Source organism: Cytobacillus oceanisediminis (assembly GCF_022811925.1).
GTDB classification, from domain to species: domain Bacteria; phylum Bacillota; class Bacilli; order Bacillales; family Cytobacillaceae; genus Cytobacillus; species Cytobacillus oceanisediminis_D.
In genome coordinates, this window is sequence record NZ_CP065511.1 from 548,932 (window position 1) to 569,791 (window position 20,860).

Annotated in this window: 14 protein-coding genes, 1 pseudogene and 1 riboswitch; all 15 genes and pseudogenes read left to right on the forward strand. The window is 41.6% G+C overall.

Annotation, left to right across the window (positions count from 1 at the left end; genetic code table 11):
- Positions 1-8 precede the first annotated feature (8 nt).
- Positions 9-4,481, forward strand: a complete 4,473-nt coding sequence (gene essC, locus IRB79_RS02905) for a type VII secretion protein EssC (RefSeq protein ID WP_243506633.1) — start codon at positions 9-11, stop codon at positions 4,479-4,481.
- Positions 4,478-7,309 (forward strand): type VII secretion protein EsaA, encoded by a 2,832-nt coding sequence (gene esaA / locus IRB79_RS02910; RefSeq protein WP_243506634.1) that lies wholly within the window; start codon positions 4,478-4,480, stop codon positions 7,307-7,309. Before essC ends, esaA begins: the two co-directional genes overlap by 4 nt.
- On the forward strand, positions 7,299-7,778 hold the full coding sequence (essA, locus tag IRB79_RS02915; protein ID WP_243506636.1) for a type VII secretion protein EssA: 480 nt from the start codon (positions 7,299-7,301) through the stop codon (positions 7,776-7,778). Before esaA ends, essA begins: the two co-directional genes overlap by 11 nt.
- 202 nt (positions 7,779-7,980) lie before the next feature.
- On the forward strand, positions 7,981-8,283 hold the full coding sequence (locus tag IRB79_RS02920) for a WXG100 family type VII secretion target (protein WP_009336194.1): 303 nt from the start codon (positions 7,981-7,983) through the stop codon (positions 8,281-8,283).
- A gap of 40 nt (positions 8,284-8,323) precedes the next feature.
- Positions 8,324-8,467, forward strand: coding sequence for a hypothetical protein (locus tag IRB79_RS02925; protein WP_243506638.1), 144 nt, complete (start codon positions 8,324-8,326; stop codon positions 8,465-8,467).
- 42 nt (positions 8,468-8,509) lie between these two features.
- Positions 8,510-9,760: a glycine zipper domain-containing protein gene (locus tag IRB79_RS02930; protein WP_243506639.1), complete on the forward strand. Its 1,251-nt coding sequence runs from the start codon at positions 8,510-8,512 to the stop codon at positions 9,758-9,760.
- 9 nt (positions 9,761-9,769) lie between these two features.
- Positions 9,770-10,564, forward strand: coding sequence for a hypothetical protein (locus IRB79_RS02935; RefSeq protein WP_243506641.1), 795 nt, complete (start codon positions 9,770-9,772; stop codon positions 10,562-10,564).
- A 15-nt stretch (positions 10,565-10,579) separates the two neighbouring features.
- Positions 10,580-11,137, forward strand: coding sequence for a DUF5381 family protein (locus tag IRB79_RS02940; RefSeq protein ID WP_243506643.1), 558 nt, complete (start codon positions 10,580-10,582; stop codon positions 11,135-11,137).
- Positions 11,138-11,267: 130 nt separating this feature from the next.
- Positions 11,268-11,757 (forward strand): annotated as a pseudogene (locus IRB79_RS02945) (DUF5381 family protein).
- A 213-nt stretch (positions 11,758-11,970) separates the two neighbouring features.
- Positions 11,971-12,522: a DUF5381 family protein gene (locus IRB79_RS02950; protein ID WP_243509166.1), complete on the forward strand. Its 552-nt coding sequence runs from the start codon at positions 11,971-11,973 to the stop codon at positions 12,520-12,522.
- A gap of 176 nt (positions 12,523-12,698) precedes the next feature.
- Entirely contained in the window at positions 12,699-14,390 is a 1,692-nt protein-coding gene (locus IRB79_RS02955) for a transglutaminase domain-containing protein (protein WP_243506644.1), read from the forward strand.
- Between the two features lie 169 nt (positions 14,391-14,559).
- A complete protein-coding gene (locus IRB79_RS02960; RefSeq protein ID WP_243506645.1) occupies positions 14,560-16,017 on the forward strand; it encodes an esterase/lipase family protein in 1,458 nt (485 codons plus the stop codon).
- A 180-nt stretch (positions 16,018-16,197) separates the two neighbouring features.
- Positions 16,198-17,154, forward strand: coding sequence for an AAA family ATPase (locus tag IRB79_RS02965; RefSeq protein ID WP_243506646.1), 957 nt, complete (start codon positions 16,198-16,200; stop codon positions 17,152-17,154).
- The gene (locus tag IRB79_RS02970; RefSeq protein ID WP_243506647.1) at positions 17,155-18,369 is read left to right on the forward strand and encodes a DUF58 domain-containing protein; all 1,215 of its coding nucleotides are present in this window, start codon (positions 17,155-17,157) and stop codon (positions 18,367-18,369) included.
- A complete protein-coding gene (locus tag IRB79_RS02975) occupies positions 18,369-20,573 on the forward strand; it encodes a transglutaminase TgpA family protein (protein WP_243509172.1) in 2,205 nt (734 codons plus the stop codon). Before IRB79_RS02970 ends, IRB79_RS02975 begins: the two co-directional genes overlap by 1 nt.
- A gap of 71 nt (positions 20,574-20,644) precedes the next feature.
- Positions 20,645-20,746: riboswitch (purine riboswitch) on the forward strand.
- The last annotated feature ends 114 nt before the right edge of the window (positions 20,747-20,860 follow it).

Sequence of the window (20,860 nt, forward strand, 5' to 3'; positions counted from 1 at the left end):
GTGGAGAGATGGAACAGTTATGGTTGTTTTACAGCGATTACTGCCAGCAGCTGTCTATGCCATTTGAGAAAAGCGGCAGCATCACCATAGGCCCAGAGCTTGAACAGCTGGTGACAATAAGGGAATTCCCTTTTTCAAAAGGGGCTGTGTCAATAGAAAGGCACGACAGCTTCTATGAAGTTAGACAAGATGATTCAGTTCTCGGAAAGCTGAACTATGGGGAACCCTTTCAGCTATATGATGATGGGAAGACCCTGACGATAATCGTAACCTCTGAAAATATGAATAGCCAGACCTACTACTCTGGCTATCAAAAGGAGATAGAGTTTTCCTCTGAGAATGCAGATGCAGCAATTTATAAAAAGGACGGCATATTAATGGATGCCGGTCATTCCTTTGAACTGATTAAAACAGAGAAGGGCTGGATCGCGGAGCCAAAGTCAGGACAGCTTTATATAAACGGAAAAAGAGCCAAAGAGAGAGTTTTCCTTGAAATCGGCGATGTGCTGCTCTTCCCATTTATGTCTATTCGAATAATAGAAGAGGATCTTTTCCAGATCGACAGCATTGAAAGCTATGAATCTAAGCTTCCGATTACCATCAGGCCGCAATCAGAGATGGCAAAGAAATATCCGCTCTATCGCAGAACGCCAAGAATGATTTATGAAATGCCGGATGAAAAAGTTTCTCTATCCTTTCCGTCACAGGAGCCGGATGATTCAGGCAGGGGGTTATGGCTGATCATCATGCCGCCGCTGATTATGCTGATCGTGATGGGCATCGTGGCTTTGATTCAGCCAAGAGGAATATTTATTATCATTTCAATGGTCATGTTCATGACCACGTTAGTCACATCTACTGTCCAGTACTTTAAGGATAAGAGCAACCAAAAAAAGCGGAAAGCGCGCAGACATCGAGTGTATACTGCCTATCTGGAAGAGAAGCGAAAAGAGCTGCAGGCATTGTCTGACCAGCAGAAGCATGTTCTGGAATTCCATTTTCCTTCTTTTGAGAAAATGAAATATTTTACGGGCCATATATCCGACCGGATTTGGGAGCGGCCACTGGAAAGTTTTGATTTTCTTCAGTTTAGGCTTGGAACCGGTAATGTGCCTGCGAGCTATGAAGTTAAGGTCAGCTCAGGGGATATGGCTAACCGGGAAATTGATGACCTGCTTGAACAGTCACAGCAGATGGAAAAAGTCTATAAAGAAGTTAGAAATGTGCCTGTGGTGGCTGACCTTGCTAAGGGGCCAATCGGGCTGATCGGTAAAGAGTCGGTTGTTAAAAATGAAATACACCAGATCATTGGACAGCTGGCGTTTTTTCACAGCTACCATGATGTGCGGTTTGTATTTATTTTTAATGAAAAGGAATATAAGAAATGGGAATGGCTGAAATGGCTTCCACATTTCCAGATGCCGCATGCGCACGCAAAAGGGTTGATATATAACGAACAAACGAGGGATCAGCTGTTATCTTCCATTTATGAAATCCTGCGTGAAAGGGATTTGGATGAAAATAAGGAGAAGCTGGTGTACTCTCCGCATCTGGTATTTATCATTGCTAATCATCAGCTGATTGCGGATCATGTCATTTTAGAATATTTGGAGGGAGACCACTCCAATATGGGGATCTCCGTTATTTTTGCAGCTGATTCAAAAGAAAGCCTGCATGATAATATTCAAACACTTGTCAGATATGTCAATCAGGAAGAAGGAGACATTCTGATTCAGGACAAAAAGGCCGTGAGCATCCCATTTAGGCTTGATGCTCATCAGAAGAAGGGGAATGAGGAATTTTCCCGTCTGTTAAGAACGCTTGATCATCAGGTTGGAATGACCAATTCCATTCCAAATAGCGTTTCGTTCCTGGAAATGATGAAAGTAAAAGAAGTGAGAAAACTTCCAATCAAAGAGAATTGGCTTACAAAAGAGTCTTCGAAATCTCTGGCGGTGCCAATTGGATTAAAAGGAAAGGAAGACCTGTCGCTTTTGAATCTTCATGAAAAAGCGCATGGCCCGCACGGACTGCTGGCTGGGACAACGGGATCGGGTAAGAGTGAATTCCTGCAGACCTATATTCTTTCACTTGCTGTTCACTTCCATCCCCATGAGGTCGCATTCCTGCTGATTGACTACAAAGGCGGGGGAATGGCCCAGCCGTTTAAGAACATGCCGCATCTGCTTGGAACGATTACGAATATCGAAGGAAGCAAAAACTTCAGTTCAAGAGCGCTTGCCTCAATCAAAAGTGAATTAAAGAGGCGGCAGAGGCTTTTTGATCAATACCAGGTTAATCACATTAATGATTACACAGACCTTTATAAAAACATGATGGCAAAGGAACCGCTGCCGCATCTGTTCTTAATTTCTGATGAGTTTGCGGAGCTGAAAAGCGAAGAGCCGGAATTTATCAGGGAGCTTGTCAGTGCCGCACGAATCGGACGAAGTCTTGGGGTGCACTTAATTCTGGCAACCCAAAAGCCGGGCGGTGTCATTGATGAACAGATCTGGAGTAATGCCCGCTTCCGGGTGGCTTTAAAGGTTCAGGACACAGATGACAGCCGGGAAATCATCAAAAACGGAGATGCAGCAGCTATTACCGTAACCGGACGCGGCTACCTGCAAGTCGGCAATAATGAAGTCTATGAACTCTTCCAATCTGCATGGAGCGGAGCGCCTTATTTGGATGACACGTCTGAGACAGAGGATGAAATTGCAATTGTAACCGACCTCGGGCTTGTGCCATTATCAGATGTTAATTCACGCCAAGGGAAGAAAAAAGGCGGAAAAACAGAAATTGAAGCAGTGGTGGAAGAAATTGAAGCAACACAGTCCTCGATGGGAATTAAGAAGCTTAGAAGTCCGTGGCTTCCTCCTCTTGAAGGGCGCTTAAGCAGAAAACTTTATCGCGCTGCAGAAAATAATGAGATTCATTTAGGGATGGTGGATGAGCCTGAGAAGCAGAGCCAGTATCCATTAAGCTATCAAATCATAGAGGATGGAAATATCGGGGTGTTCGGCTCCTCCGGTTACGGAAAATCCCATACGATTATGACGATGCTTCTTAGCATGGCCGAAAAGCTATCTCCTGAAGAAGCTCATTATTATATTTTCGATTTTGGAAATGGCTCACTCCTTCCGCTAAGACAGCTGCCGCATACGGCCGACTTTTTCCTGATGGATGAAGAACGCAAGATTGAAAAATTCATGAATCTGATCAAGGATGAAATTGCCCGCAGGAAGCTGCTGTTCCAGCAGCAGGAAGTCAGCGGAATTAAGATGTACAATTCGATGAGCAGCGAAAAGTTGCCGCTCGTATATATCACATTTGATAACTTTGATTTAGTAAAAGAAGAAATGCAGGAGCTTGAAACGCAAATTAATCAGATTGCCAGGGACGGGCAGTCACTCGGCATTTATATGATTTTCGCTGCGACGCGGATCAATTCAATCAGACAGTCTCTCATGAACAACCTCAAAACCAAGGTCGTCCATTATTTGATGGACAGCAGCGAGGCATACTCCGTACTGGGAAGAGTTCCGTTCGCACCTGAGCCTATACCGGGAAGAGCCATTATAAAAATGGAAGAGGCGTTTTTCTCACAGGTATTCTTGCCGGCAGATGGCAAGGATGATTTTGAGATTATGGAAGCCATCCGGGCTGACATCCAGGAACTGAAAGAGAAATACCAGGACTGCAGGCAGCCTGAAGAGGTGCCGATGCTTCCAGCAGAGCTTAATACAATTAACTTTACCCGCTACACTACTGGAGCTGTTCAGCCAGGACTTGTGCCTGTTGGCCTTGATGAGGAATCTGTAAAACCTGTTTATGCGAACTTCAATAAAACGAAACATTGCATCATCCTGGGGCAGGCCCAAAAAGGAAAGACAAATGTTCTTAAGCTCATGATCAATCACATGCTTGTTCAGGGTGCAGAGTCCGTCGGTATTTTCGATTCCTTTGACAGAGGGTTATCTTCCTATGCCAGCGAAGAAAAGTCGGTTTATATCGAAACAAAGGAACAAATCAGCGATTGGGCTGCACAGGTGGAAGAACAGTTATCCCTCAGGGAAAAAGAGTATCTTAATGCTATCCAGCATGGCAAGATAGATTTAGAGTTCCCGCCAATCGTACTGGCTGTGGATGGATACTCCCGTTTTGCGCAGACATTGGATAACAGCCTGCAGGAAAGAATGGCCAGGCTGATGAAAAACGGCAGCCATCTAGGCTTTAGTGTCATCGTGACAGGCAGCAATAATGAACTGACAAAAGGATACGATTCCTTAACAGCAGAAATCAAACAGATCCGCCAGGCGATCGTTCTGATGAAAAAATCGGAGCAGACGCTGTTTACCCTTCCATACGACCGGAAAGAGGCAGAGATTCAGCCGGGATATGGTTATTACGTTATAAACGGAAAGGAATTAAAAATTCAAATTCCTTTATGTGCCACTGAAAGGAAGGTCTTAGCATGACAGCCAAAACAAAATACATCGTGAAAATGGTTTTGGTGATGCTTCTGATTATCGCCACGCCAGCCATCTTTTTTGGCTCCATTGGTGATAATCCTCTGTTAGTCAGGGAGAATGCCACAAGAACCATAGCTGTTGTTAATGAAGATACAGGCGCTGACAAGGAAGATAAGTCACTTGATTTTGGAGAGGAAATTACATCGATCCTCGAAGACGGTTCACAGTATGAGTGGACCGTCATCGGCAGGAGTGCTGCAGAGAATGGTTTGAGAAATACCAAATATGACGCAGTTGTATACATTCCTTCCAACTTTTCAAAGAACATCATGTCCTATGAAAGCCAGCAGCCTGAAAAAGCAAATTTTGAATATACAGTACAGAACCAGCTGAACTCACTGAACCGGGAAAAGGTTCTGCGTGAGATCCAGACGGCCACCAACCGTGTTAATGGAAAGATTTCAACCTTGTACTGGACCTATGTATCCCAGGACCTTGAAAATGTTAAATCCCAATTCGATACCATTTTACAAAAAGAAATAGACTTCCAGAATGCAATGCTCGCTTTCTATAAGCCTAGTTCAAAGAACCTGGCAGCGGAAATCGAACAGCAGCGCAATATGCTGGAGAGCATTCAGTCGACAGTGAAGACTGCTGCGGAAAGTACTACCGAGGGTGAAAATAACCTCAGCCAATTTGAAGAGAACCTTGGCTCGTTTGTACAGTTTGTAGATCAGTACAAAGAATACCAGGATAATCAGCAAAATATCCTTCAAAAAATGCAGGATGAAAATGTAGTCAATATTCAAGCTGTTGCGGGAAAACAGCAGCCAACTTATTCTGAGGCACTTAGTGTATTGAATAAGGGGAATCAGGAATTGGCTGACGGGATTGATAGTGTGGAAAAGCAGCTTGAAGAGAATAGTGAAGTGTTGGGTGATTTATCGGCTATCCGGAACGATCAGGTAGATCGACAAATGTATGCCTTAAACACTTATTTTCAAGAACAAGAAGCAGCTTCCTTCAATAAAGCAGCTGAAAATATCGGTTTATTGAAAGGGGAGCTATCAAATGGACAACAACCGGGGAATCCAGGTGCAGGGACAGGAGCAGCATCTAACAAAAATCCCGGTGGAGCCAAACCTAATTCCATAACAGCTGCTAGTTTAGACGCTCCATCTTTACCTGGTATGGAAGAGGAAAGAAATGAGATTTTAAGTGTTGAAAAAGAGATTGCGAATTTGAAAACATCTTTAGAGACGATAGAAGGTACCAAGCCCGAACAAGTTGTTTCCGCCTTGACTGTCTTACCTGCTTTATCCCAGCGCTTAATAGCTGTTGAGCAAAAACTGGCAGCGAAGGATTCTGGAGAAAACCCGCTGCAAAAAATAGTTGAGGAACTTCAAGCAGCAAATGCAAAATTAATTGAAGATCTTACCAACCTAGATGCAGCTTACAAAAGTTTAGAGGAAGAAAAGAATAGCCTCTTAGATCAACTGGGGGCTTCAATGAGTTTCTCTTCTATGATTAACCTTATAGAGGAGAAAGAACAGCAAATCATAGAACTCGGGTTTAACTTAGCTGCTTTTAAAGATGAAATTACGAATACTAAACCTGTAAAAATGATGGAGTATTATGCCTCACTCATTCAATATGAAGATTTAATAAGAAATTCATACAGTCAAAATCCTGAAAAAGTGGAAGAGCTTGTACAGAAATTAAACTCTATTGTAGCTGTGAACGAGGAAGAACAAAAAGTATGGGATAACCTAAACACAGCAATGCCAACAACTCAGCAAAAGCTGACAGACCTGGAAGGCCAGTTTACGGCATTCTTCACAGAATACAATAAAAAAATTGAAGAACAGCAAGAAGCCATAGAGACAGATTTATCTGCTCTGCAGGAAAATGCCAATTCGGTTAGGGAGCAAATTCAAACATCCTCAACGACTACACCAGTTCCTGTAGACAGCATCGATGGAACTTCTGTGATGGTCAAACAGGAAGGAATCAGCCAAAGAATGCAGATGATTAATGATCTTGTTGGGTCCATCGGGGAGAACCAAAGCAATATCGTGTCCTATACAAGCGAGCTTGAGCAAAAGGTGCAAAGTGTCCAGCAGGATGCAGATACACTGAATTCCAAGTGGGGCTCGAACGTAGAGACGACTCAGATGTTCCGGGATGATATTTACAATCTCCTTGGTAATACCTATGTGAATGGCCAAAAGAATGGCCCGGTATACGAGCAATTATCCAATCCGCTTCAAATCAGCGGAGAAACAGCTGCGAAGAAAGAGGAAAGCAAGCTGCCGCCGGTTGTTGTATTGGCCATTGTCCTGCTCAGCAGCTTAATGATTGGATACTTCAGCCATTATTTCAAAAATGCGCCGATGCTTGTCCATGCTTCCATGTTTGTACTGCTGAATCTTATTGTTGGTCTGATTATCAGCATATTTGGCCTTAATATTTACTCAATGGAACAGGATCGGGCTATTGAGTGGACGATTTTCACCATATTGCTGCTGACTGCAGCCTCAGCGATTGTACTGGCAGGATTCAAGATCGGCAATCTGGCAGGATGGATTTTGAGCGTTGGTCTCATTGCCTTCTTCATTAGTCCTTTCCTGGCTCTTACAGCACCGAATATTAACTATGAAGATCCAATGTCCAAGGTATATATGTCCATCCAGTATGATTCAGAATCATTGTTTATTCCAGCCATCATCATTTTGCTTGGCGTTATCATCTTGCTAGCCATCATTCCATTTGCAGTCCGGTCGATAAAAGACCTGCGTACAAAGAGGGATGAGGATCAGGCTTATGAAGCTTAAAATATTTATTAAAATCATTCTGTTGATCCCGGCGTTTTGGCTGATAGCTGGCCAATCCGCTGGGGCGACCCCTGATTTTGATAACTTAACTCCGAATACCTATGAAAAAAAGGAATTCAAAGAGAATACCGATTACTTGCATGAAAAATCACTTTATGAAAATAAGAAAGAGATCCCCGAAGAACAAAAGGATCTTACTTTTACAAAAAAGAACCTGGATCCTTTAAAGGAAGTGAAGGAGCAGCTTTTTGATGGCGGTGAAACCACTAATAATACCATCACTGCAAAAGCAGACCAGCTTCAGCTTTTTTCCGATTCTAAACAGGAAAGCTTTTTGAAGGCGGAGGATCGAACTCCCGCTGAACAAGATAACAAATTAATCTTTCTTTATATTATTCTGCTTGTCATTGCCATTGGTGTGATTATGGGATTCCTCATACCGAGGATGGCGAAGCAGGCTGAAAATTAAATAATTCCCGTACATGTCTCCGGTTTGGAGGCGTGTACATAAATACTGCAACCAAATTCTTCAACTAACTCCCCTCAAATAACTGGCTTCTAAAAATAGAATAAAGAATTAGGGATGAAAAAATGAAAATCTCTGGCCAAATAGCCAGATGACGAGACTTTAAAATTATTGGATAGAATAACTTTAAAAATGAGGTGTCAAAATGAACTCATCACATGTAAGAGCCCTGGCAAGGGTATTTCAGACAGCTTCAGATGATATCAAAACAGAAGAATTCAAACTAAAGCAAAGTGTCCAAAACCATGCAGATGAATGGAAAGGCAAAGCCCGGGACAAATTTGATTCCGCATTGGAAGAAGCAGGCGTCCTCTTCCAAAGGCACTCTGATAACCTTTATAACATCAGCCGAGAACTGGAAAGCGCTGCGAATGAAGTTGACAGAGTCAGAGAAGAAATTGAAAGACAAAGAGAATTAGAGAGATTGGCAAGGCTTAAGGAAAAATAATTAATTTGAATTGAAGAATATAAAGATTGGATGGGTTTTTATGTCTAATAATGAAGAGAAGAAAAAAGGTACTTATGATAAGAATAAAAGATATGATGGAGATTATGCACCGGGATGCGGAGATCTTTTTATATTGCCCATACAAGTTTTAATAGTAGGCTATCAGATTATAAATTTAATTTAATTCAAATTGACTATAAAAATTTAAAAGAAGAGAGGTACTAAAGTGGGAAATGAAATCTCTGTAAATCCAGATAGCCTGGAAGACCTGGCAAATGACATGGTTACTCGTTTGTCCAGAATTGAAGACGAATACAGAAATCTCCATATGGAGCTTGCAGATTTGATTAACGGCGCTCCGGCGGAATACAGGCATTGCTTCTATCATGTAGGAGACCCTTGGGGTACTGGTAATCAGCTTACAGGGCAGCTTAGTGAAATGGAAATTGACCTGCGGATGGTTGCAAATAAATTTGCTGATGCTGATAATCTTGTAGGTAAGTTGTATAAGTTGTATGAGAAATATGGTGCCGTAACAGCTCTTGGAGCACTTATGACAAAACAGCTTGCTTTTTATGGGTTGGGGTTTACTCAGTTTACAAAGAATGCTGAGGGTGTTTTCTCGTATAAACATATGGCGGCACTTCAGAAGGTAACAGATAAAATTGACGAAAGTAAAAAGTTAGGAACGATGGCAAGGGCATTCTTGAATCCATTTTATTTAAGAAGTAAGTATAGAAATGCGCCACTTGCGGATTTGGTTCATAAAAGAATTTCGAAATACCTTCCGGATGATGTTGTGAATTTTACAAATAGCTCTAAGGCATTATATGGTGCTCTAGAGGTTGGCTCAGCAGATTCAGCAAAGTTTAAATCCTTTGTTAAAACAGGAGCAAAATTTGCAAAAGCGAATGTTGTTAGCACAGTAGCATTAACAGGAATAATGGAAGCAGGCGGAATGGGGCTGAAAATCTCCGAGAATTACACTAAGTATGGAGATAACCCAGATGTATTAAAGCGAGAAAATGCAAAGGCGGTTGGAAATGCGGTTAACAATACCGTAGCAATTTCTGGCGGGGCAATTGCAGGTGCGGTAGTTGGCGGTGCTTTAGGAAGTGTTGTTGGCCCAGTCGGTACAGTTGTAGGAGCTGCTGCAGGTTCTTTCGTAGGTGGCCTTGTTGGAGAGCAGGCTGCTAAATTAACTGCTGGAATTGCTGAAAAAGGTGCTATCCTATTAAAAGAGCCTATCCACCATGGCGTTGAGCTATTTAAGGATGGTTTTGAGAAAGCTGGTAAGGCATTAGATGTAGCTAACAAAGGAATTGACATGGTCAATAAACAGATTAAAGAAACGATCGCTGATCCAATTGGAAAGGTAAAGGAAATTGGAAAAGGGCTTTCAAAGGCAAAGGAGACAGCTGACTCTTTAATAGAGGGTGCAAAAGGTTTCCTCGGCAAAAAACTATCATTTTTTTAAGGAGGCTTTATGAAAACTATTCAACTAAGCATAGAAGAATTGATATTTTCCTTTTATAGTGAAGGTTTGTATGAGCAAGGAATTTCTTTGAAAGAAACGTATTTTCCGGCATTGGAGGATTCTGAATTAAAATTGATGCTTGAGTTTGCATCTCGTTCTTTGCTGGCTAAAAATATGGCAAAGGAAGTTAATAGGCAATATAAGTTAAAAGAAGAATTTACTCCTTTTATTCAAATATTAAGTTCTGCAGAAAAGACAGTAAAAGGCTCCAAATTTAATTTAGATCTTGAGGGAGAAGATAGTATCTCGTTTCATTTTATAGGTGATGAAATATATTTTCATAGATTACTGCATGATCACCAGGTACATTCCATTACAAAGCTTAATGAAGAAGAGATTCTTCCAATTATAAGTGAATTTTTCGATTTCAATACGCTGTTAAAGCAGAGCGAAGTATTATTTAAATTGAAAAATGATGATTTTGAGGAATTTTTAAATGATGTAAGTCAGTCTGATTCTACCCAAGAATCTCTTATATCTAAATGGAGTAATAGACTGCAGAGTCATAATACTAATGAGTTTATTGAGGATATCTCTAAGAGAAGCGGAAAAATGGATAGTCTGCTGAGTTTGAAATATGACTCCAATAATAATCCTGACCTCATAGACCTTCATTTTGTTATTCCTGGAAAAGATGGATTTTGGTATATAACAAGAGACCAAAACCTTGATCTTAATATCCAAAAGGCAAATGAATCAGCGATTAAAAACCTATTTTCAAAAGATCGAATTCTCTCGATGTAAAGGAGGGGGCAGTACTTGTCACTTGTTCAGAAGAAAAATGATGAAATTATCGTGAAGGGTTCAAACATCATGTATATTTTGGTGTCACTTGCAACTGTAGGTTTTTTAATAGCCTGTATCTTTCTAATTGTACACGGATTGAAGTTTGACTCTAAATACTCTTTATTCTATCTTGGCGGAGGAATAATTTTCACTCCTTTTTATCTCTACATCACACTTTGGAACTTACCAGGCTTAATCCCGGGTAAAATCTTGCTGTCCATTATACCCGGAGAGAATGGTTTGATTAAATCAAAAAAAGGCACTGTTCCAATTAAGAATATACGAAACATTGATCTTGTGAGGAATCCATTAAATTTAATTAATGATATTGTTATTGAAACATTCAATGATAAAAAAATAAAAATTCGCACGTATAACCTTATTGGTGATTTTCGCTATCAGATAATAGTTGACCAATATATATACCCTTATATGACTGAGAATGCAAAAAAAGTTTGGGATCGAAAAATAAACTTGGATAATCTTCGGCAGCAAGCTAATTATGAGAGGCAAGAACCAAAGGCTGAATAATGGTTTTATGAGTGGAATCTCTCTTCTTTAGTATCTTTGCTTGGTTCAAAGGGGTGAATATTGTTTGTCAATGATTCAGAAAAAAGGCGACAAGGTAATCATAAAAGGCTCTAAGTTCATGTATGTATGGATGTTTTTGGCTACAGTTGGATTTTTGCTTGCATGTATCTTCTTAATCATTCATGGATTGAAATTCAATTCTAAGTATTCTTTCCTCTATCTTGGTGGAGGAATTGTTTTAACTCCCTTCTATCTTCATTTGACTCTTTGGAGTCTGCCTGGATTAATCCCAGGAAAGGTTTTGTTTAAAATAATTTCAAGAGAAAAGGGAACAATTATTTCAAAAAAAGGTACCGTTTCAATAAGTGATATTCGTAATATAAACTTAGTCAGAAATCCTATAAATTTAATCAATGACATTGTTATTGAAACATTCCATGATAAAAATAAAAATTAGAACATATAATCTTCTTGGGGACTTAGATTATGAAATGATTGTAGATCAATACATTTATCCATATATGACTCAAAATGCAAAAAAGGTTTGGGATCGAAAGGTAGATCTTGAACGTCTTCGTAAAGATGCAAGATACGAGAGAAGAGAACCTAAAATTGATTAAGCTAAATTGAATCGTTCTCACAAGTTCTCTCGTATGTGAGGTCTTTCTCAAGGGGGAGTAAAAAGTGACTCCTTTTATTTTTCGGCAACAGGCTCATTATGAAAGCTTAGAACCAAATGCTTAATAAGGCATTTAGGTAAGGTATATGTGTGAATCGGTCTCTTCTTCTTTAGGTTCTCTCTGTCTGATTCAAAGGAGGAGTATTAATTGTCAATGGTTCAGAAAAAAGGGGATGCAGTTATTATAAAAGGCTCGAAATTTTATTATGTATTAATGTTTCTAGCCACGGTAGGATTTTTAATTGCATGCATTTTTCTAATTATACATGGATTAAAATTTAACTCTAAATACTCCTTATTCTATCTTGGCGGAGGAATAATATTTACTCCTTTTTATTTGTATATCACTCTCTGGAGTCTGCCTGGTTTTATTCCAGGAAAGGTATTGCTAAAAATTGTTCCCAGAGAGAACGGTACAGTTCTTGCCCCAAAAGGCCCTGTTTTAATAACAAACATCCGAAATATTGATTTGATAAGAAATCCATTAAACCTAATAAACGATATTGTTATTGAAACCTTCGATGATAAAAAAATAAAGATTCGTACCTATAATCTCTTGGATGATGGTGATTTTCAGGTAATTGTTGATCAATACATTTTTCCTTATATGACTGACAATGCCAGGAAGGTATGGGATCGGAAAATCGACCTGGATAAGTTAAGAGCAGAAGATAACTATGTTAGGCAGGAACATAGGATTGAGTAAAACTAATAGAAATACTTTTATATCTATTGATATTGAATTTTTTTAAAACAGTACTACAGAGAAGCTCTTTAAAGGTCTAACCCTATAAAGAGCTTTTGTTTTGAGTTCCGTAATTTCTGAAACCGAAAGGCATTACGCACGTAATAAAGTTAAGAAAGATTAAAAAGGAGGACACTATGCCAAAGAAAAGCCCCATCATCCTATTGATGATAGTATTAACCAGTTTCCTCTTCCTCTCAGCCTGCAGCTCAGAAAGCAGTTCAGAGGCCAAAGCAGAGAAAAAGGAAGAAGACAAATATGAAAAACTGGTTAAAGAGAAAAACAAGGAACTAGAGCTCGAACCTCTGGAGCTGACTTCTTACAGCGAGGAAGTCGGAGCAACTTTGAAGAATCCGGAATATAAGGAGTTTGCTGCAAATGGCAAGGTGGCTGTGCAGGGAGAGGTTGAGAAGTACTCTGACCTAAAATCAGACTATGCCTGGATCAAGGTTCGTTCCACAGAGGATGGACCGGCAGGGAACGATCTTGAATACTACACACCCATCAAAGAAGGGAAGTTCAAGCAGAGCATCCGCTTATTTAATGGAGAAGGCGAATATAAGGTAACCATACAGCTTCCAAGCACGGATAGTGAGAATTACTATTATGATCTTGCCTCATTCACTGTCCACAATGTAAATCCAACTGCAGAACGGGATGTGACGTTTACTCCGTTTGGCCAGGAGGCAGAACTGTATTTGGATATTGAATCAAGCTATCTAAAAGGCAATGAAGTATTCAATTTAAAAGGGGAAGCAGGAAGCCTATCAGACAGCGATACGATCATGCTTAAGCTGAATAAGGAATCGGATATGTGGAAGCATGTCATTCCGCTTAAGGACGGAAAGTTTTCCTATGATGTGCCATTATTCTATGGAAAAGGGCTTCACGAGCTTGAGGTGCTTGTTCCTGACAAAAAAAGGGAAAATCACTATCAGACGGCAACAACTATCTTAATAGACAACGAGTCTGATAGGACGATGAGCCCTATCGAGTATTCTAAAACGTATGAGGAGCGGGGAGTGGCACTTGAATACCCGCAATATGGCGGTGAGGAATCTGACGGTGTCTTTTCTGTCAAAGGAAACATTGATCCGCAGGCAGAATTCGGTCCTGAAACCGATCATATTTACATTACCACTAAAAAGGGTGAGGACGAAGCATTGGATGTTATCCCTGTAAAGTACTTCTCTTTCGATGATTCGTTTTATTTAAGATTCGGCCCAGGAACATATGAAGTTACGCTAAGTGTGCCGGAAATTAAAGAAGAAAACAGTGATTATTTCCGTTATTATGGGTTTGCCAAATTTGAGGTGGAATCAACAGGCGAGGATAAGCGGGACCTGCTTCCTTCCAGAGGAGTCCAGTCAGATGCACCGCAAATTACTGAACTGGCCAAGGAATTGACAGAAGGCATAAGCGGTGAAAGGGAAAAAGCGAAGGCTGTCTATGATTATGTCGCGAAAACCGTTTCATATGATGTGAATAAGCTGGAAACAGATGACTTCAGCTGGGATGATAGTGCACTGAAGACATTGAATTCCAAAACGGGCGTATGCCAGGATTATTCGTATCTTGCCATTGCATTGCTGCGGGCCAGCAATATAGAAGCCCGTTTTGTGGAAGGGACTGCTTTCGGCGGATTTTGGCCGCAGAAACATGCATGGGTGGAAGTGAAAGTGGATGGAAGCTGGCTCACGATGGATCCTACATGGGGAGCGGGTTACATTAAGGATGATAAATTCGTGGCAGCTTTCAATGAAAAATACTTTGATCCAAATAAAGCAGAGTTTGAAAAAACACATAACCGAACGGGTGTATCCTATTAACTGCCAATAAAGTCACGGGGCTTGTTCCTGTGGCTTTTTTTAATATCCTGGCCGCTTTTTTTCCAAATGAGTGGAAATTATATCGAAAGGCCCTTCAATAAATATTCTGAAAATTATAGAATCAAATTGACTGGGCTTCCGTCCGGATCTCCTTTAAGGAGGTAATAGTTTGATAAAAAGAATGGCAGGAGTGATCTTTTGTATGATGCTGATTTTCCCTGGTATGGTGAAGGCTGGCGGTTTTGGCGGTGATGACAGTGGAACTCCGGGTTATTGGTATTTTGGAGAAACACCTTCAAGCATTGATCCTTCTAAATCACCTCTTGTGTTTGTGCATGGCTATAATAATTCATCAGCTGTCTGGCATGAAGGGAATGATATGTACGAAGTGGCTTTGGCAAATGGGTATGAAACAGCATTCATTGACCTTCATCATGACCGTGATATGTGGACGAATGGTGCGATTCTGGCTGAAAAGCTTCAAGAAATGTACCATCATTTCGGCGGAAAGAAACTTGTAGTCATTGGCTATAGCAAAGGCGGTGTGGATATTCAGACAGCGCTAGTTCATTTTAATGCCCACCCTTTCGTATCAAATGTTATCTCCCTATCCTCTCCTCACCATGGAACACAGCTTGCAGATCTAGCTCACAGCAGCGCGGCCTGGTGGCTTGCTGCCCTCCTTGGCAACAATAATGAAGCAACCGAATCCCTGCAGACAGGTAATATGCAATACTTTCGAAGCCTTACAGATTCCCATCAGAATGCTGCGAAAAATCGATATTATACACTTGGCGGCACTAAATGGGGTTCATTTGGCAGTGCATCCTATTGGGGAGGATTATACCTGAGTCAGTATGGAAAGAACGATGGCGTTGTTACAGCAGTTAATTCCCGCTTGCCTGGAGCATCCGTTGTTCAGGAAGGCAGCTGGAATCATACAACCATCCGGGAAGGATCCCATACATTTCCGGTGTTCAGGCCCTACACCACTATCACTCAGCCTGCTGCGGTTTTCTCACCAGCAAGCTCTGAATCCGCTGCCAGACAGCCTGGCACATTTTCCATTGTAAAAGGCGGGAAAGCTGTCAGTGCAATAAGCGAACAGTTTTCCGTGGAGGAAAATGTAGAATCCATGACCGTTTCTTTTTTAAGTGAAAAGAATTTGTCCGCTTTAAAATTGACCAGTCCGGACGGCAAGGAATATAAAACGAAAAAAGCGTATCAGGAAGAATCCGAGTTTTTCAAAGGAGCATGGGTTCATCAGTTTGAAATAGATTATCCTAAAGAGGGAAACTGGGTGTTAAAGGCTCCGGCAAATGCTTCGTATCTATACACTGTTGCGCTGGACAGCCCGTTAAATGATAAAATTCTGGGCAAGTCTGCGAAAAGCCATAAAACCTTTAAAACCAAATGGATCCTCTTCGGGTTTGATCCTTCAGGGAAAAAACTGCAGCAAAAAGCCAAAGGAGAAAAGTATGGCCTCATGACCGAAAGCGATTTTACACATGAAGGTGTATACAATGTGACAACAGAAGTAAAAGGCCAGACTGAAAAAGGAAAGCCGTTTGAAAGAACCATCATTGAATCTTTCTATGTAGATCAAAGTGGAAAACGACATAAGTAATGTATGTTTGGCTGCTGAGAAGCAGTCTTTTTTTATTAAAAACCCAGGGATAAGAGAGAATCATCCTAAGATAACACAGGATTTTCTAACGCGACAGCGAATATATAATAGGTTAGAATTAAATTCAGGATAATGTAAATTAATGGAATACGGGATATAGATAAAGGGGAGAGATTTCACATGGATAGAAATCATATGCACCCTGCAATTGAGAGGGTATTAGGAAATATTGAAAAAGTCATGATCGGCAAACGGGATGTCGCAGAATTAAGCTTAGTGGCACTTTTAGCGGAAGGCCATGTTTTGCTCGAGGATGTGCCGGGTGTCGGGAAAACGATGATGGTGCGTGCACTGGCTAAATCAGTCGGAGCCGCTTTTAAACGCATCCAGTTCACGCCTGATTTGCTGCCTTCAGATGTGACAGGTGTATCCATCTATAATCCGAAGGAAATGGAATTTCAGTTCAGGCCTGGCCCCATTATGGGCCATATTATTTTAGCAGACGAAATCAACAGAACCTCTCCCAAGACACAATCCGCTCTTCTTGAAGGGATGGAAGAAAGCAGCGTAACCATAGACGGAGTGACACATCGCCTTGAGAAACCCTTCTTCGTTATGGCAACGCAAAATCCGATTGAGTATGAAGGAACTTATCCGCTTCCGGAAGCCCAGCTGGACCGATTCCTGTTAAAAATGAAAATGGGTTATCCCGATATCGCTGATGAGATGGAGGTCCTGAACCGGGCACAGCGGATTCCGCCGATAGAAGATCTCGAATCTGTAATGGATTTGGCTGAATTGCGCTCACTCCAGAAAGAAATTAAAGAAGTGCATGTCGATCAAACGATTAAACGCTATATTGTGGAAATTGCCAATCAGACCAGAAATCACAGCAGTGTGTATTTAGGGGCGAGCCCCCGCGGTTCGATTGCTTTAATGAAAGCAGCCCAGGTTTACGCATTCATGTATGGCCGGGATTATGTTCTTCCGGATGATATTCAGTATTTGGCGCCGGCTGTTTTTGTCCACCGGATTATTTTAAGGTCTGAAGCAAAATTCGAGGGCATTACCGCTGAAGAAGTGGTAGAACGGGTCATTGCCAGAGTTTCTGTTCCTGTACAAAGGTTAGTGAAGTAAATGAAACAGCTGTTAAATACACTGAAAGGTGTCTGGAAGCTGATTGTGTTATTTTTGCTCATTCTGTTCGCATTTTCATATGCGATGTTTCAGGGCGGCTTCGTAAGCTGGTTTTTGTTTTACAGCTTTCTTCCTTTTGCTCTTTACGCACTTGGCTTATCGTTTTATTCTTTAAACGACTTTAAGGTGGAGAGGATCCTGCCGAAAACAGAATTCAATGCAGGTGAACAGGCCGTTATTACCTTGAAGATAACCAGAAGAACAGCTTTTCCCTTATTGTATCTGGTCATTGAGGATGAGATGAGTGACCAGCTTCAGCATGCCAGGAAATCAAACGAGGCAAAGCGGTTTTTATTTCCGGGGTTCCAGAAGGAAATGTCCATCCAATACACAATTAATAGCCTGCCGAGGGGAGAGCACTTTTTTGCCTCCATCCGTATGAAAACAGGTGATCCGCTCGGTTTAATAGAAAAAGAAAGGCAAGCTCCCGCTGAGAGCCGGATGATCGTCTACCCGGCATATGAGGAAATCATTTATAAGCCTATGGCGCATCATTATGATCAGGGAATGACTGCTTCAAAAGAGCGGGTGCAAAGGGATACTTCCATGGCTATCGGCATCAGGGAGTATCAGCCGGGAGACAGATTCTCCTGGATTAACTGGAAAGCTACCGCTAAGCGGAATGTTATTATGACCAAAGAATTTGAACAAAGGCAATCGCATGACGTCTATATCCTCATGGACTGTGCTCCGGATAGCCGGTTTGAGGCCATCGTTTCGTTTACAGCCTCCATGGTGAGGGCGATTCTCCGCAAAGGAGCACAGACTGGGTTTTTGACCTCTGCAGCAACTAGGACAGCTTTTCCAATCAGAGGCGGTGAAGCCCACCAGCTCCAGCTGTTTTATCACTTGGCAAAAGTAAAGGATGATTCTGCAGCAGCAGTGGACCGGGTTCTTGAAGCAGAGCATTTTCTTCTGCAGCAGAACAGTCAGCTGATGGTTATTACTGGGCAATTAACAAAAGCGCTTATAGAGAAAGCCGGGTTTTTCACGTCCAAAAAAGGGATTGTCACTATATTTTTAATAAAAAATGAGGATGAATCTCCTTCCGGGGATGAACTGCTGCTCAAAACCTCCGCCAATGCGAGGGGAATCCGGGTAGTCTTGGTTCATAACGGACAGTTTGCAGATGTGTTTTCGGGGGTGAGCAAGTGATGAGTCCGCCAAGGGTACAGAAAGATCTTACCTCCTTTTTTCTTTATGTTCTGGGCTTTTTCTTATTATGGGAATGGCTTCGTCCGGTTGAAGAGCTGACCGACACATCCAATGTTATTGTTTTCCTCGTGTTCCTTATACTATCGCTTCTGCTGGCTTTTTTTGGTGTCAGCCCTGTATTAAGCGGTTTTATAAAGGTGCTTTATATTCTCTATGAACTGCATTATTTGTACTTTGAGGGATCGTTTTTCCAATTTTCATGGATATCCGTATTTGCATCGGACATGGTGCACAACTTTGGTTTAATAGCTGATAGAGACTGGCCGGGCATGACAAATCTATTCAGAAGCCTTCTCTTTTTCATTCTGCTGTGGCTGATGACCTATTTGATTCAGTACTGGCTGATCAATCGCAGGCGGATTTTCATTTTCTTTTTCATGACACTCATTTATATAACTGTATTGGATACCTTTACGCCTTACACGGCAGACGCGGCGATTGTCAGGACAGTTATTGCGGGCTTTGCGGTTATGGGCATCTTAACGTTCAACCGTCTCCTGGATCAGGAGGGGCTGAAAAAAGAAGCTTCCCTGTCGCGCAAATGGATGATTCCTCTGACCGCTCTGATCGCCCTAAGTACTGGCTTAGGGTTTGCAGCTCCTAAGGCAGAACCGATTTGGCCCGATCCTGTTCCGTTTATTAAGTCCTATGGACAAAATAGCGGCAATGATGGCCCGGGTATTCAGAAAATCGGCTATGGTGAAGATGATTCCCGTCTTGGGGGCCCTTTTATTGGAGATAACGCTGTGGTCTTCAGGGCGGAAGTGGAGTCCCGCCATTACTGGAAGGTTGAAACAAAAGATACTTATACAGGCAAAGGATGGATTACATCCCAGGCTGAAGGAGAATATCTTCCGTTTGGAATGGGAGAAGAAATCCCGGTTACATCGTTCATCGATAATGATGCAATTGAAACCACTGAAGAAGTAAGCTCCGTTTACACTTTTATGAATTACCATCATGTGGTGTATCCATTAGGGTTAAATAGTATTGAAGCTTCGCCGTTCATTACCTATGAGCTGGAAACGGCCACTGAAAAGATCCGGACATTGGATGGCGGACGGCCATTTGCATTGGAAGATTATAAATTAGGCTTCGAGGTACCTGAATACAGTGTGACTGCAATGAAGGCAGCCGGGGCAAATGCGGAATCACTGCCTGAGGAATTTATGGCGCGATATACACAGCTGCCTGAAGAATTGCCTGAAAGAGTCAGGGAACTTGCTCTGGAAATTACTCAAGAGAAACTGGACTGGTTTGAAAAAGCAAGGGAGCTTGAGAGGTATTTCCGAAGAGCAGAATATACCTACAGCCAGACAGATGTAGCCATTCCAGATGAAAATGAAGATTATGTGGACCAATTTTTATTCGATACAAAGCAGGGGTATTGCGACAACTTTTCCTCCTCCATGGTGGTGATGGCCAGATCCATTGGATTGCCGGCAAGATGGGTGAAGGGCTATACAGAAGGAGAATTCAAGCAGTCATTAGGGTCTGGTCTTCGCTTGTTTGAGGTAACAAATAACAATGCCCATTCATGGGTGGAAATCTATTTCCCTGAAATGGGCTGGGTTCCATTTGAACCAACCCAGGGGTTCAATAATAACGTACAATTTAACTTTGACAACGCAGGCCAAAATACGAGCCAGCCGGAAGCAGAAAAGCCAAACGAGACGGAGACTCCTGTTAAGCCGGACATGCCTGAAGAAGCAGCGGCGGAAAAATCGCCGTTCTCGATAAAAGAGCTTTGGGACAATCTGGCAACTTTCTTAAAAGGTAATTGGAAAGTAATTGGAGCAGCGTTATTGGCAGCTGGTGTGCTTGTTTTCGTGCTTTTCCAGAAGAGGGGCAAATGGATGCCGCATTATTTTATCTGGAGATTTAAAAAGACAAAGGATGATGAGCATTTCCCTAAGGCTTATCTGATTCTTTTAAAAGAATTGGACCGCTACGGGCTAAAGCGGAAAAGCGGCCAAACCTTAAGGGAGTATGCCAAATATATAGACAGCTTTTTCTCAACAAGGGAAATGAGCAGGCTGACAGCCCGCTACGAAGAACTTGTTTACAAGGGGGTTCTAAAAGAAGGAAGCTGGAATGAAACGAAGGAATTGTGGGAAAATTTAATTAAAAAGACAATAGCTTGACCGGGATTTGGGGCTGTTGTTACAATAGGCAAATAAGACAGCGGCATATTGTTCGGATTTTGCCGCGTATTACAATTAAATCATGCAACCTTCATATATCCTCGATAATATGGTTCGAAAGTCTCTACCGGATCGCCGTAAATGATCTGACTATGAAGGCAGAAGAAGCTTTTTGCTATACGTGAAAACCGGAATTCTGCCTTCACTTTTTTTTGTGGAGAAAGAGTTCCGGTTTTTTTATTGGCCAGCTTCTGGCTGGCAGTTATATATGAGATTGCAAAGAAATT